Source organism: Bacillus sp. FJAT-14266, assembly GCF_001719225.1.
GTDB classification, from domain to species: domain Bacteria; phylum Bacillota; class Bacilli; order Bacillales; family Bacillaceae; genus Bacillus; species Bacillus subtilis.
Window position 1 is genome coordinate 3478363 of the sequence record NZ_CP017072.1, and the last position, 15473, is coordinate 3493835.

Consider the following 15473-nt stretch of genomic DNA (forward strand, 5'->3'; position numbering starts at 1 on the left):
TGACACACAACTTTATCCTAACATAAGCAGGCCGGTTCGTTTTTGTCCATTATGTGAAAAAAAGCGCGGCCTGCTGCGGCCACGCTTTTTAGCTTTCCAGTTCTTCGATCATGAGGGACAATTCTGTCCAGCGGTCCATCGCAGCCTCAAGCTCTTCCGCCGTTTTCGCCTGCTCGGCCATCAGCTCTTGGATTTTGCCAAAATCACTGCCTGCTGCGGCGATGTCAGCTTCAAGCTGTTCATGCTTTTCTTCCAGCTGGGCAATTTTATCTTCGATGCCGTCCCATTCCAACTGGTCTTTGTAAGAAAGCTTTTTCCGTTTTTTCTTCGGCTCGGCTTCAGCCGTTTTTTCCTCAGCTGCCGGTTTTGGGGCCGCTTTTTTCGCTTTTGACTCCTCCATATAGTCGCTATAGGAGCCTTGAAAGCGGGAAATGACACCATTTCCTTCAAATACAATCAAACGGTCGACGACGCGGTCAAGGAAATAGCGGTCATGGGATACGGTGATGACGACGCCTGGGAACTGGTCAATATAATCCTCAAGAACGCTTAATGTTTCAGTATCCAAATCGTTCGTCGGCTCATCGAGAAACAGGACATTCGGCTCCTGCATGAGAACCTGAAGCAAGTATAAACGGCGTTTTTCCCCGCCGGACAGCTTGCGGATATACGTCTGCTGCATCGAACGCGGGAAGAGGAAACGCTCGAGCATTTGTTCAGCTGTAATCATATCGCCATCTGCCGTTTTTACGACCTCCGCCGTTTCTTTTATATAGTCAATGACTTTTAACTCACCGTTCATTTCACTATGATCCTGAGTATAGTAGCCGATTCTGACCGTCTGTCCGATCGTAATATCGCCTCCGTCCGGCGTATGACGGCCGGCAAGGGCATTTAACAGCGTTGTTTTCCCGATGCCGTTCGGCCCGATGATCCCGATCCGTTCACCTGGTATGACAAGTTCATTAAAACGGTCGACGAGCATGCGGCCGTCATAAGCGATCATGACGTTCTCCGCTTCAATAACCTGTTTTCCGAGACGGTGCGAGCCAATGGCAAAATCGAGTGAACCTGATGACTGAGGGCCTGTCTGCTCTTTAAGCGTCTCTACCCGGTCAATTCTCGCTTTTTGTTTTGTGGAGCGGGCTTTCGCTCCTCGTCTGAGCCAAGCCAGTTCGCGGCGCAGCAGGTTTTGCCGCTTCGTTTCCTTTTGCTCAGCCTGCGCTTCCCGTTCCGCGCGTTTTTCTAAAAACACTTCATAGTTGCCTTTGTAAGTGTAGAGGCTGCCTCTTTCAAGCTCATAAATGCGGTTGGTGACACGGTTTAAGAAATATCTATCGTGCGTCACCAGCATGACGGCGCCGGGATATTGGCTTAAATACCCTTCAAGCCACTCAATCGTTTCATTATCCAAATGGTTTGTCGGCTCGTCCAAAATGAGCAAATCAGCGGGCTGAATTAAGTTTTTGGCAATGGCCACCCGTTTTTTCTGGCCGCCTGAGAGCTCATTGACCGGTTTTGTTACGTCGTTGACGCCCAGCTTAGACAATACGGTTTTTGCCAAGGTGTTTGCATCCCATGCATTGTTCGCGTCCATTTTCGCTTGTGCTGCCAGCAGGTGTTTCTGGCGCTGTTCATTTTCGGGATCTTTCCCCAGTTCATACAGCGCTTTTTCATATTCACGCAAGGTTTTCATCACAGCCGATTCACCGGAATAGATATGCTCCAGCACTGTTTGCCCCGCAGGCAGCTCCGGGTCTTGATGAAGAAATTCGACCTGCACGCTTCCGGATTTCGTGATTTCTCCTTCTTCGATAGATTCCAAGCCGGCAATCACTTTCAACAGCGTTGATTTTCCTGTTCCGTTCGGCCCGATTAATCCGATTCTCTCATTCTCTTCAATATGAAAGGAGATATGGTCAAATAATGTTTTATCTCCGTATGTTTTATAAAGATTTTCCGCTTTTAATATGCTCATGGTTCCTATCAATCCTCACGTAAGTTCATGTGTACATTTTAAATCAGCCGCTGGAATAAAACTAGTAAAACGTCAGACGAATTTCATGGAAATGCAGGATAAGAAAAAGACCGGGGATGTTTGTCCCCGGTCTCTTACTCTTCCTCAAGCGCTTTTTCGGCCATTTTCGCAAGATGCTGCGCGCTTCCTGAAATCTCCTGCATCGTGGCGGAAATTTGTTCAACAGCAGCGGCTTGTCCGTCTGTATGCTGGTTAATCGACTCAATGGATTCCTCCAGCCCTTTCAGCAGGCTGTGGATTTTTTTCGTAATCTGGTCAATTTGGCCGACATTTTCTTTTGAATGCGTCGCTAGCTTTCTGATCTCATCTGCGACGACAGAGAATCCTTTTCCGGACTCCCCTGCTCTTGCCGCTTCGATCGCGGCGTTCAAGCCGAGCAGATTGCTTTGGTCCGAGATGCCTTTAACAGTTACTGAAATATCGGCGATTTCACCGGCGCTTTCGCTTACTTTTTTCGCCTGAGAGGAAATGCCCGACATTTGAGTTGAAAACCCGTTAATTGATTCAGAAATGTCGGAAATAGCCGCGGCTGTTTGTTCAACAACAGCTGATAAGCTTTCCGCGACATCATGCAGCTTTGACGACTCCTCAAGGCTCGTTCCGAGGCCGACGCCTCCAATGACTCTTCCATTCTCGTCGTGCAGCGGGATGGCACGCGCGATCAATGGGAAGCCGAACAATTCTTTCGGAACCATGCTCGTCTTCTTCTGATTGCTGCGGATGGCATCTGTGATGATATCCCCTTCCTGCAGCGGATCGCCGGCTTTTACGTTCAGCGAAAAGGTTTTGGCCGGTATATTCACGAGCAGTTTTTCCGTATCATAAATGCCGATTGTAATATCATCCTGAACCAGGCTGTTTAAATAAGGGGCTACTTTGATAAATGCGTCCAGAATATCTGCGGTTTCTTTTTCCGTATTTATGGTCAATTCCATTCACTCCTTTTCATTAATAAGGGAAGCTGCGTTTTTCGTGCTGGACCGAGATCCATTTCAGCGTTGTAAATTCTTCGAGGCTCCACTCACCGTTTAAACGGCCGAGGCCTGATTGCTTTTCACCGCCGAAGGCTACATTCGGTTCATCATTGATGGTCGTGTCATTGACGTGAATCATGCCTGTTTCAATGCGTTTCGCAAAAGCCACGCCGCGCTCAAGATTTGACGTATGTACGGCACCGCTCAAGCCAAACGGGGTTTCGTTTGCGATATCCACCGCTTCGTCTTCTGAATCAAACTTCATAAAGGAGACGACTGGTCCGAACAGCTCTTCCTTGGCAATGCTCATGAACGGTTTGACGTCTTTTAAGATCGTCGGTTCCACGATCGTCCCGTTAAATCCGCCAAGCTTCACTGGTACAGCGCCTTCTTCAATTGCTTGCTCTACAGTCTTCATCAGCCCGTCCGTCTGTCTGCTGTTGATTAATGGCCCGATAATCGTATCAGGGTCCATTGGGTCGCCGACTTTCAGCGATTCCACTTTTGCCTGGTACAGCTCAAGGAACTTGTCATAAATAGAAGAATGAACAAGCACGCGGTTGGCTGACATGCAAATCTGCCCTTGATGTGTAAATCGGCTGAACACCGCCGCATTGACCGCATATTCTATATCTGCATCCTCAAGTACGATGAAGGCGCTGTTCCCGCCAAGCTCAAGAAGCGGCTTTTTAAAATGCTTCATCGCAAGCTGTCCGATGTAGCTGCCGACTTTCGTAGAACCGGTAAATGAGATGATCCGCGGCACTGGATGCTCAACGAAGCTGTCGCCGATTTCAGCAATGTCTGTGACAACAACATTCAGCAGCCCCGCTGGAATTCCCGCGTTCTCAAAAATTTTCGCAATCAGCGTTCCGCCGCAAATCGGCGTTTCCTCATGCGGCTTTAGCACAACGCCATTGCCGGCTCCGAGTGCAGGCGCCACTGATTTCATAGATAAAAAGAATGGGAAGTTAAACGGACTGATGACACCGACAACGCCTGCCGGCACGCGATATAATCTGTTTTCCTTGCCATCTATTGTTGACGGAAGAATTTTCCCCTCCATGCGGATTGGGAACGTTGCCGCTTCTTTTATGATGTTTTTGACAAGACCGATTTCAAAAGCTGCTTTGAGCCTTGTACCGCCTAGCTCCTCCATAATCAAATAAATAATGGCTTCTTCATTTTCTTCAATATACGTGACGGCTTTTTCTAAAATGGTTCTTTTCTCGAACGGGTTGACCGCATCCCATTTTTTCTTTGCCAGCGCCGCTGCCCGATACGCTTCATCTACATCGTCAGCAGTCGCTTTACGGAATGTTGTGAATGTTTTTTGAGTATAAGGATTTTTGTTTTCCAATACATTTGGGCTGCTGCCCTCCTGCCATTTCCCGCCGATAAACTGTTTATTCAACTCTTCATATTGAAACATGGTCAGCATCTCCTTTATAACCGCAAATCAAAATATGGGCGAATCTATTTTTTCTATCGGTTCATCTTGCATAAAATTGAATATACGATTAGTAAAAATTACTATCCTATGATACGACAACGCTGTTTCGCTTCTATCATTTAAAGCAGAAAAATATTTTATTGACTACGTCAAATTTCGACAATATAATACAACAAGAACTGCATATAATGATTAGAATATTTTGAATATTTCTAGGAGGAACTTTTGATGAGTTCATTATTTAGAAAAAAACCGCTTGAAACATTGAGTGCGCAGAGCAAGTCAAAAAGCCTTGCCCGTACGTTAAGCGCATTTGATTTAACCTTGCTCGGTATCGGTTGTGTCATCGGTACAGGGATTTTTGTCATTACAGGAACAGTGGCAGCGACCGGTGCAGGTCCCGCCCTCATCATATCGTTTATTTTAGCGGGGCTCGCCTGTGCGCTGGCTGCTTTCTGTTATGCTGAGTTTTCGTCTTCCATTCCGATTTCGGGAAGCGTGTACTCATACTCATACGTGACACTTGGAGAGCTGCTCGCCTTTTTGATCGGATGGGATCTCATGCTTGAATATGTCATTGCACTGTCGGCGGTTGCCACCGGCTGGTCTTCATACTTTCAATCACTGCTTGCCGGCTTCAATCTTCATATTCCGGCTGCACTGACAGGAGCGCCGGGAAGCACGGCGGGCGCCGTATTTAACCTTCCGGCTGCGGTGATCATTCTCCTCATCACTGCGATTGTCAGCAGAGGCGTCAAGGAAAGCACACGCTTTAACAACGTCATCGTACTGATGAAAATCGCGATCATATTATTGTTCATTATTGTCGGCATCGGCTATGTGAAACCGGATAACTGGTCTCCTTTTATGCCATTCGGGATGAAAGGCGTCATACTTAGCGCTGCCACTGTATTCTTCTCGTACCTTGGGTTTGACGCGGTTTCTAACGCATCAGAGGAAGTGAAAAATCCGCAAAAAAACATGCCCGTCGGCATTATTTCAGCTCTAGCCGTCTGTACGGTTCTGTACATCGCGGTATCGCTTGTGCTGACAGGCATGATGCCTTATGCCAAATTGAATGTCGGAGATCCTGTATCCTTTGCGCTGAAATTCGTCGGACAGGACGCTGTTGCCGGAATTATTTCTGTCGGTGCGATTATCGGGATTACGACGGTGATGCTCGCTTTGCTGTACGCACAGGTCCGCTTGACATTTGCCATGAGCAGAGACGGCCTTCTGCCTGGATTGTTCGCAAAGGTTCATCCGTCATTTAAAACCCCGTTCCGCAACACATGGCTGACAGGGATCGTTGCAGCGGGAATCGCCGGCTTTATTAACCTCGGAACGCTGGCCCATCTGGTGAACATGGGAACACTTGCCGCGTTTACGGTCATTTCCATTGCTGTCATTGTGTTAAGAAAGAAACATCCTGAAATCAAAGCGTCCTTCAGAGTGCCATTCGTTCCGGTTGTGCCGATTATCAGCGCAGGCATCTGCCTTTGGTTCATGTACAGCCTTCCCGGCGTCACATGGCTTTCATTTGTCATCTGGATCGCTGTCGGAACGCTGGTTTACTTCCTATATTCGAGAAAACACAGCTTATTAAACAAATAATCTCTTTTCAGCCGGCGGTGCCTCACCCGCCGGCTTTTTCCTTTTTTTATGTGCTATACTTTGAATACATATGAGAAAGGGAGACACACAGATGAAGCGATACCGCACTTTATTATTTGATGTAGATGATACCATCCTTGATTTTCAAGCGGCAGAAGCTTTAGCCCTGCGTTTGCTGTTTGAAGATCAGAACATTCCTTTAACAAATGACATGAAGGCGCAGTATAAAACCATCAATCAAGGTCTCTGGAGAGCCTTTGAAGAAGGTAAGATGACACGGGATGAAGTCGTAAACACACGTTTTTCCGCTTTGCTCAAGGAGTACGGTTACGAAGCGGACGGCGCTTTGCTTGAGCAAAAATACCGCCGCTTTCTTGAAGAAGGACATCAGCTTATTGACGGTGCATTTGATCTCATCTCAAATCTGCAGCAACAGTTTGATTTGTACATCGTGACAAACGGCGTGTCTCACACACAATATAAGCGTCTCCGTGATTCAGGATTATTTCCATTCTTCAAGGACATTTTCGTTTCTGAAGACACCGGCTTCCAAAAGCCGATGAAGGAATATTTCAATTACGTGTTTGAACGGATTCCTCAATTTTCAGCAGAGCACACATTAATCATCGGGGATTCACTAACTGCTGATATCAAAGGCGGACAGCTCGCCGGGCTTGATACTTGCTGGATGAACCCTGACATGAAGCCGAATGTGCCAGAGATCATACCAACCTATGAGATTCGTAAGCTTGAAGAGCTATATCACATTTTGAATATCGAAAATACCGTCAGCTGCTAATCAGGCTGACGGTATTTCTTTCATAAGAATCTTTTTTCCTCTTGATAAATTCTTCACCTTATGAATAATATGGTGGTATGCTTTGGTTATATATGTAAGGAGGAGACTCAATGGCTATCGCCGCCCCGTTAAAAGAAAAAACAGTTCAAAAACCAGGCACCACGGTGTATCCGATTTTGATTATTATCGGAATTTGCCATATGCTCAACGATTCGCTTCAGGCTGTGATTCCGGCCATGTTCCCTATTTTGGAACGCTCCATGAGCCTGACGTTTACACAGCTCGGCATCATTGCTTTCACATTAAACATGGTGTCATCCGTCATGCAGCCTGTTGTCGGCTGGTATACCGATAAACGGCCGCGGCCGTATGCGCTGCCAGTCGGTTTGACCGCCAGCATGCTTGGCATTTTGGGCCTTGCATTTGCCCCGTCATTCATAACGATCTTATGCTGTGTGTTTTTCATTGGATTAGGCTCGGCCATTTTCCATCCGGAGGGCTCCCGTGTGGCGTATATGGCCGCCGGCACAAAACGCGGGCTCGCCCAATCGATTTATCAGGTGGGCGGAAACTCAGGCCAGGCGATGGCACCGCTGATCACCGCGCTGATCCTTGTGCCGCTCGGGCAATTCGGCGCTGTTTGGTTCACGCTTGTCGCCGCGCTTGCTGTTATGTTTCTCATGTATATTGCGAAATGGTACGCCTCACGTCTCGGCAGCCTTGCCCAGAAATCAGGCAAGCAAAAGAAAACGGCTGAAAACACGGCCATCACCAAATCTGTTGTATCTGCTCTTATTATTATTATATTTCTCATTTTTGCTCGTTCTTGGTATACGAGTGCGATCGGTAACTTTTACACGTTTTACGCGATGGATACCTATCACGTAAGCATTCAGCAGGCACAAAGCTATATTTTTGTCTTCTTGCTGTTCGGCGCGATCGGCACGTTTCTCGGCGGCCCGCTTGCAGACCGTTTTGGAAAACGCTTCGTTATCCTCGGTTCGCTGTTATGCTCGGCGCCGCTGGCGATTGTGCTGCCATTTGCCGGCCCGGTTCTCGCCTACGGCGTGCTCGCATTGATTGGCTTGGTTCTGATGTCGAGCTTTTCTGTAACGGTCGTCTACGCACAGGAGCTAGTTCCTGGAAAAATCGGCACAATGTCCGGTTTAACCGTCGGGCTTGCCTTCGGGATGGGCGCAATCGGCGCTGTGGCGCTGGGCGCTCTGATTGATGCCGCGGGACTGACCCCGACGATGATCGCCATTGCCTTTCTCCCTGTCCTCGGCATCCTTGCCTTCCTATTGCCAAGTGACCAGAAGCTGAGAGAATGGCATAGCTGAAAAAACCCCTGCCAGGCGGCAGGGGGTTTTTTAATCCAGCTGGATAAAATGAGTGTCAGGCACTGCGTGCTTCGGGATAAAGCCATCCGCAAAGTCCGGAAACGCCGACTGTATTTCATCAATCCATCTTTTCAGATTTAATATATAGGGCATATAAATCATCTTAATTGTCGCTTCGTCTTCAATCCGGTAGTACCAGCAAAGATTAAACTCTTTTTCTGTCACCAGCGTAAACCCAGAGAAATGATAGAAAATCAGCGGCGTTTCATCTATATACACGCGGCCGTCCTTTTGCCCGACCTTATAGTTTTCGATATTCCAAAGCGCTGTATTGGCTCCTATGGATTTGACAACATGAACACCTTTAAACTGCTCCGGCCATTTCTCCACATATCTTTGATCACCATATGTCTTTCGTTCCGTATCCATTTCGACCGTGCAAAATTCAATACAGTCCTGTCTCCACTGCCACACCGCTTCATATGCTTCCTTTGTATTACCGGCGCCGACAAAGCCTGTATTAAAGCGTCCGGTTCGGTCGTAGTAGGACATGAAGCGCGGCGAATTACGATGATCAGTCAAATACAGAGACGCCGTTGGGTTTTCTGCAAAAATACGTGCCGGATCAGAAAAGAAAAATAGATCCGTATCCATATGGGCAAAGTATTCAGCGTCATCCCACTTGCTCATCACATGAAACAAAAAGGCGGGCTTTAACGTCCAGCAATATTCATGAAACGTTCTGTTGCTTTTCGCTTTCAGCAGCTCCGGGTCTTCCATTTCATGCAGCTGCACAAAGGTTACATGCTCCCATGGCACGTGCTGAAGCAATTCATACGCTTTCTGGTCGACACACAGCACATATAAATGAAAATCATCGCAATGCTCATGGAGAGAATGAATCATAGGCATGAGCTTAAAGATATGTGTCCTTGACACTATCGTTGAAAAATGAAATGTACTCACTTATACCACATCCAATGATCTAAGATCCACGTGCAGCAAATCGTTGACAAGCGCATACAGTGCGTTGGCAAAATCGTTCACGCCTAGCTTTTTCTTCGCCTTAGGCAGAAGCTTGCGGACAGTTTGTAAATCAAAGCTTTTCGCCGTCACCCTTGGGGATTTCTTTCGCCAATCCGGATCAATGTTGCGCTCTTTAACAACATGCAGAAGCTCAAGAAACAGATTCAGCAGCATATCATATTTCTGTGATTCCAGCAGCTTTTGAATATCAGCCATGATTCTGTTCGTCATGTCAGGCGGGAACGGCCCATTAAAAGCGAGATGAACGTCTAAGGAGCGGATGTTATTGTATTTATCGCACATATAGGCAATGTTTGCCCGAATATCGTCTACAGACTTACAATTGCTTGGATGTTCCTGATGAACACTGACAATATCACGGCGAAGCCTGAAGGTCAATCCGGCCTGATGAAGCCTGATCCCGAGGTCATAATCCTCAAACCCGTACCGCACAATGCCTTCGTCAAATAAACCGAGGTCAACCACATGCTTGCGTTTCACAGAGGAATTATTCGTGATAAAAAAGCGCCATGGCATATGATAGCCTTTCAAGTCATCGCCGTACTCATCTAAAATCTTCTTGAGCACGTCTATAAAGTCGGTATCGAGGTCAAAGCTTTTATCAAGAAAGCTTCCGTTTTTGATGTCCGCTTCCTCCAGCAGCTTTTGTTTGTCTTTCTTCGGCATTTCACCTGTGAGCTTTGCGAGCTGTTCCTTATGTTCTTCTTCAAACCGTTCATAGTAAAAACTGTAGATCCGTTTCCAAAACAACCCGCACACGACGAGATTCTCTTCGTTCTCATGGGCTTTAATATGTTTTGCCACAAGGTCCTTTGCCGCAAGCATATCGCTGTCATGGAAAATCAGGATGTCTCCTCTGGCATTGCGAAGCGCCTGATTTCGTCCGTACGCAATGCCCCTGTTTTCTTTAATCCGTGTAAAGATCAGCGGAAAATCAGCTTGAAATGACTCAAGCATCGAGAGCGTCCCGTCCTCAGAGCCATTGTCCGCTACAATGACTTCGAATTCTTCATCGCACTCCTGCTGGTTTAATGACAGAAGGCTGTTGTAAAGACGCTCCTTTGAATTATATGCAGGAATAATAACGCTTGCTTTCACTTCATTTTCACTTCCTGTATTTACTCATTTATTTGTTGTCATCTTTTGAAGCAAAACCGTTAAATTCAGGGTCTAACGTTTTCATGTGCTGAATGATATGCGGCAGTGTCTCTTGATACAGTTCATGCACAAACGGCAGATCTGTGCGGGTTGTTTCATGAATCTGTTTGATTTCATTGATGCTGACGATTCGGTATCCGCTGAAATGATAAAAGATCAGCGGACTGCCATCCTCCAGCACGATCCGGCCATCTTTCCAGGAAAACGTATGCTGTCCATAATTCCAATGGCCGATGTTCACGCCGGGTGTTGTAATGTCACACACATTCGGAAACAGCTCAGACATATAATCCAAATAGCCCTGATCACCGAATTTCCCTTCACCCGGTGCATTTTTGCATTCCTCAAGACAGCGTTCCTTCCACCACTCCAAGCAATCCGTGCCTGCATCATCATGCTTGAAGCTGATAAACCCGGAATTATATCTGCCTAAAAGACGCTGCAGCATGTCAATCTGCTCTTTCTCAAAAGAAGGGATTACAATATCCCCCCGTGAAAGCAGCACCGAGCAGTCCGGCTGGTTTTCAAAAATCGGCGATGGATCTGCATAGAAAAAGAGGTCCCCGTCAATATACGTCACGCGCTCCAGCTCGGGATTGCTGTTCAGCACAGCTTGCAGAAAGATCGGCTTCATCGTCCAGCAATACTCACTTTGATCTCTAGTTTCCTTCAGCTTCAGCAGCAATTCATTTTCAAGAGCGGCCACCGGCACAAGGTTCAGCTGCTTCATCTTCAGCTTCTGTAACACGCGGTGCGTATCTTCATCCATGCAAAGTATAAAAATGGGACTGTCTTGATCAACTTGCTCTAACGACTTAAACAAAGCGACTGCCTGATATAATCTTCCTTTTGATAAAACGGTGCAATACGCGCTGGTCACAGTCTTGTTCACCTCGTTTCACATTACTTTTTGAAGAATTCCGTATACCACTCAATCGTTTTTTCAAGTCCCTCATCAATAGTGTAGGCCGGTGTCCAATTCAGCAGCTTTCTTGCTTTTTCCGCGGATAAATATTGATGTTTGATTTCATTGCTTCCCTGATTCAGCACCTTAGGTTTCAGATTACTGTTCATTTTCTTTAATATTTTCTCTACCAGTTCAAGTACGGTCAGCTGGATCTCATTGCTGAAGTTAAAGGCCTCTCCGGCAAGATTGTTTTCTTCCATTTTTTCTGCAAGAAGCAGATAAGCCTGAACGGCGTCTTCAATATAGAAGTAGTCCCGTACAAATGTGCCGTCGCTTCGGATTTCCGGCGCTTCCCCGTTCAGCACAAGCTGAATCGTCTGAGGAATGATGCGGTTGAAGTTCAAATCTCCGCCGCCGTATAAGTTTCCGCAGCGCGTAATGCAGACCGGAAGCCCGTACGTGTGAAAATAGGTGTGGCTGATCAGATCTGCGCAGCTTTTTGAGACGTCGTACGGGTGCTTGCCTTGCAGCGGCATGTTTTCATCGTATGGAAGGTTTTCTTGATCGCCGTAAGCTTTATCACTTGAAGCGACAATGACCCGCTTAATTAACGGATGCTTGCGGCAGGCTTCGAGAATATTCCAGGTGCCGAGGATATTCGCTTCAAAGGTAGAAATCGGGTTGCGGTTTGCTACGCCGACAATCGCTTGTGCAGCGAGATGAAAGACAGTGTCGATCTCATACTCGCCAAGCGCGCGTTCAATCACAGCCAAGTCCTCAAGAGAGCCCCGCACGATATTCATTTTCTTGATATGTTCTCCCTGATAAAGATTGGATTGAGGCACATGATCCCTGACAAGCCCCGTAACGTTTGCGCCCTGATCGATCAGCTCTTTCACCAAATAGCTTCCTAAAAGACCTGTGGATCCCGTGACAAATACGTTTTTATTTTTCCAGAAACTCAAATCGATTCACCATACCTTCCATACTTGTTGTCCTTGATTCCACATTTTGTTGACTTCTAAGAGATTTTTATACGTATCGATGGCCGTCCAAAATCCGTAATGGCGGTACACAGCAAGCTCCCCGTCTTTGGCAAGGTTCTTCAGCGGTTCATCTTCGAACATCGCGTTCCCGTCCTTCGGCAAATACTCGAAAACCTTTGGACTGAGAACGAAGAATCCGCCGTTGATGATTCCGTCACTTGATGTCTTCTCAGAAAATGTTTTCGCCATGCCGTCCTCAACCGTCAAGGTGCCAAACTGCGAGACTTTGTCAATGCCGGTGACAGTCGCGGCAGCACCTTTTGTCTGATGATAGCTGATGAGATGGAAAAGATTGATATTGGCCAGCCCGTCCCCATAGGTAAGCAGAAATGTTTCATCACCGATATAGTCTTTCGCCTGCAAGATTCTTCCGGCTGTCAGCGTATCTTCCCCAGTCTCCAAAAACGTAATTTTCCACGTTTCAGGCTGTCCCAGCATCTGTACCTCTCCCGTAGAGCTGTCGAGTGTCAGGCTGTTGTGCTTCCATTCATAGTCGAGAAAGTATTCCTTGATTTTTTCTCCTTTATAGCCCAAAAGCAGAATAAACTCGTTTACTCCGTAGTACTGATAAATTTTCATAATATGCCATAGAATCGGTTTGCCGCCTATCATGGCGAGCGGTTTAGGAATGTCATTCGTGACTTCACTCATTCTCGTTCCTTTTCCGCCGCAGAGAATGACCGCTTTCATCTCTACCCCTCATCTCTATGAATATTGAGTTCGAAACCTGGTACATCTTCACAATCTATCAAGGCATTTCCCCGATAATTTGTCCGATTTCAATCCGGTTTCAAAATCTACTGTAATGATATGAGAGAAAGCCAGCCTTGGTGACCAAATGGAATCTATTTTTTCAAGTTGGTTGTATAACCAAAAAAAGAGCCTTGAGCGAAGGCAATGCGCCCGCTCAAGGCTCTTTTTCATCTTATTTGATTTCTTTTTCCTTGCCGTAATGATAGTCTGACGGATCAACAGCTTTGAAATCATTTAGTTTATGGAACCTCAGCAAGTCTTTGTACAGGACACTGTCTGAAAGGCTCAGCTGCTGGTTCACTCTTGTTTTCAGATTCTTCGTTTCTTCATTCGCTTTCAGTTTTTCACCTGTCTTCGTATCGTAAATGATATTGTCGACTGATGTGTACTTCGGCGTTACGAAGTCTCCGTTTCTGAATGCCACTGTATCGTCGTGGTCTTTAGAGAATAAGTCAGTACCAAAGTTGATGTATTTCTGAGAATCAATTCCTTCTAAGTGCAGAAGTGTCGGCATGACGTCAATTTCGCCGCCATACGTATGGTTCACTCCGCCTTTTTTGCCAGGAACGCGGATCATCAGCGGCACACGCTGGTTCTGTGCGTTTTGATAATCTGTGATCTCTTTTCCAAGAATCTCTTTCATCGCTCGGTTATGGTTTTCAGAAATACCGTTATGGTCACCGTAAATCATGATGACTGAGTTGTCATACAGGCCGGCTTCCTTCAGCTCCTTGAAGAATTGCTCAAGCGCTTCGTCAAGGTAACGCGCTGTCTGGAAGTAGCTGTCAACTGTGTTATCGCCAGTTGTCGCTTTTTTAAGAGACGCGTCTTTTTCATCTAAGTTAAACGGATAATGGTTTGTCAATGTAATCAAATGCGCGTAAAACGGCTGTTTAAGAGATTCAAGCTTTGGAATCGATTCAGTAAAGAACGGCTTATCCTTAAGTCCCATGTTAATCACATTTTCATCCGACATATCGTACGTGCTTGCGTCAAAGAACTTGTCGTATCCGATATGTTTGTAAATCTGGTCACGGTTCCAGAACGATTTGTAATCACCATGCAGGACGGCGCTTGTATAGCCTTCCTTCTGGTCTAAAATCGCAGGAAGCGACTGGTAGGTGTTTTCGCCTTTCGTCACAAACGCGGAGCCTTCAGGAAGACCGAAGATCGAGTTATCCATTGTCAGCTCGGCATCAGATGTTTTTCCCTGGCCTGTCTGATGGAAGAAGTTATCAAAATACGTCACATCTTCCCCGCCGTGCGCAAGCTTATTTAAGAAAGGCGTCACCTCTTCACCGTTTAGCTTGTAGTCAATCAGGAATGACTGGAAGCTTTCGAGGTGAATTTTAATGATATTTTTGCCTTTGGCAGAGCCGAAGTACTCGGCGTTCGGTTTCGCATAATGAGACGTCGTGTAATTCTCGACGCTTGTTAAATCATCGCTGCTTGCATAGGCCCGTTGCGTTTCTGTTTGAGCCGTCTGTACACCGTCATAAATGGTGTAGTTGTATAAACCTAAATATTTCACAATATAATTGCGGTCAAACGTTCTTGTCAGCAGCTGCGGACGGTCTTTTTCCGCATAGTGCAGGTTGATGAAAAACAGTGCGATCCCAGAAAGGATCACTAAAGATGCAAAGCGTTTTTTCATTTTGTATTCTTTTAATTCAGGTCTCCAGATCAATACCGCAATCAAAATGATAATATCTAAGAAATAGAAAATATCATGACCGGCCATGATACTGAAAATCCCGTCTCCCATGTTTCCAACGTTTCCAGACTGTTTAATGTTCGGGAACGTCAAGAAATCGTCAAAGAAACGATAGAATAAAATATTTGCATATAACACAAATGTCATCAAGAAATCGATAATCAGCATAATAATGGCTGATTTACGCCCTTTCGCCAGCAAAGCCAGTCCTAAAAAGAAGACGGCGCTTGAGAATGGGTTAAATATCAGGAGGATCTCCTGAGTTGTGCCTTTTACCCCAAGATTAAACTCAGTCTTGTAGGATAAATACGTTTTTGCCCAAAACAGTATAACAGCCAGCACAAAAAAGCTAAGTTTGTAAGAAAAAAGTTTCTTCATGGCAACCTCTACTTTCTTAAACACTTTAAGTTCTTCATTCATATTTACCTGCTCTTTATATCCTGCCTTCCAATTCCTTCTTTCCAAACAAAATCAAGGCATCACACAACAAGAAATACACCGCGGCAAGCCGGAATATTTATGTTACGCACCATATCATTTTTATTACAACCATTTGGAAACCAATCACTGGACGAAAGAAACCTTCATTTCGTTTCACATTTTTTTCTCCGAAATAAAAAAAGGATTTCT

Annotated in this window: 12 protein-coding genes; 3 read left to right on the top strand and 9 right to left on the bottom strand. The window is 46.0% G+C overall.

The window, feature by feature from the left end; all coding sequences use genetic code 11:
* Positions 1-88 precede the first annotated feature (88 nt).
* The 3 genes from BGM23_RS18070 to yfmT form a co-directional block, all read right to left on the bottom strand.
* Positions 89-1978: an ABC-F family ATP-binding cassette domain-containing protein gene (locus tag BGM23_RS18070; protein ID WP_003244423.1), complete on the bottom strand. Its 1890-nt coding sequence runs from the start codon at positions 1976-1978 to the stop codon at positions 89-91.
* Between the two features lie 134 nt (positions 1979-2112).
* The gene (locus BGM23_RS18075) at positions 2113-2973 is read right to left on the bottom strand and encodes a methyl-accepting chemotaxis protein (protein WP_003233767.1); all 861 of its coding nucleotides are present in this window, start codon (positions 2971-2973) and stop codon (positions 2113-2115) included.
* Between the two features lie 13 nt (positions 2974-2986).
* Entirely contained in the window at positions 2987-4444 is a 1458-nt protein-coding gene (gene yfmT, locus BGM23_RS18080; RefSeq protein WP_003244104.1) for a benzaldehyde dehydrogenase, read from the bottom strand.
* A gap of 249 nt (positions 4445-4693) precedes the next feature.
* On the opposite strand from yfmT, the gene BGM23_RS18085 reads away from it, so the two are divergent.
* The 3 genes from BGM23_RS18085 to BGM23_RS18095 all read left to right on the top strand — a co-directional run bounded on the left by BGM23_RS18085 (position 4694) and on the right by BGM23_RS18095 (position 8218).
* Positions 4694-6079, top strand: a complete 1386-nt coding sequence (locus BGM23_RS18085; RefSeq protein WP_046664326.1) for a branched-chain amino acid transporter BcaP — start codon at positions 4694-4696, stop codon at positions 6077-6079.
* A gap of 91 nt (positions 6080-6170) precedes the next feature.
* Entirely contained in the window at positions 6171-6878 is a 708-nt protein-coding gene (locus tag BGM23_RS18090) for a YjjG family noncanonical pyrimidine nucleotidase (protein ID WP_003244307.1), read from the top strand.
* Positions 6879-6988: 110 nt separating this feature from the next.
* A complete protein-coding gene (locus BGM23_RS18095; protein ID WP_003243467.1) occupies positions 6989-8218 on the top strand; it encodes an MFS transporter in 1230 nt (409 codons plus the stop codon).
* 30 nt (positions 8219-8248) lie between these two features.
* Here BGM23_RS18095 and BGM23_RS18100 read toward each other — a convergent pair whose 3' ends face one another.
* From BGM23_RS18100 to ltaS1, 6 genes are all read right to left on the bottom strand, one after another.
* A complete protein-coding gene (locus BGM23_RS18100) occupies positions 8249-9184 on the bottom strand; it encodes a putative nucleotide-diphospho-sugar transferase (RefSeq protein ID WP_009966783.1) in 936 nt (311 codons plus the stop codon).
* Positions 9185-10363, bottom strand: a complete 1179-nt coding sequence (locus BGM23_RS18105; protein WP_003233779.1) for a glycosyltransferase family 2 protein — start codon at positions 10361-10363, stop codon at positions 9185-9187. It lies immediately after the preceding gene.
* Between the two features lie 28 nt (positions 10364-10391).
* On the bottom strand, positions 10392-11303 hold the full coding sequence (locus BGM23_RS18110) for a putative nucleotide-diphospho-sugar transferase (RefSeq protein WP_017695588.1): 912 nt from the start codon (positions 11301-11303) through the stop codon (positions 10392-10394).
* Between the two features lie 23 nt (positions 11304-11326).
* Positions 11327-12295: a GDP-mannose 4,6-dehydratase gene (locus tag BGM23_RS18115; RefSeq protein ID WP_032679065.1), complete on the bottom strand. Its 969-nt coding sequence runs from the start codon at positions 12293-12295 to the stop codon at positions 11327-11329.
* A gap of 6 nt (positions 12296-12301) precedes the next feature.
* Positions 12302-13066 carry a glucose-1-phosphate cytidylyltransferase gene (locus tag BGM23_RS18120; RefSeq protein WP_029726884.1) on the bottom strand — a complete coding sequence of 255 codons (765 nt, stop codon included), beginning with the start codon at positions 13064-13066 and terminating at the stop codon, positions 12302-12304.
* 235 nt (positions 13067-13301) lie between these two features.
* Positions 13302-15221 carry a lipoteichoic acid synthase LtaS1 gene (ltaS1, locus tag BGM23_RS18125; RefSeq protein WP_003243930.1) on the bottom strand — a complete coding sequence of 640 codons (1920 nt, stop codon included), beginning with the start codon at positions 15219-15221 and terminating at the stop codon, positions 13302-13304.
* Positions 15222-15473: the final 252 nt, after the last annotated feature.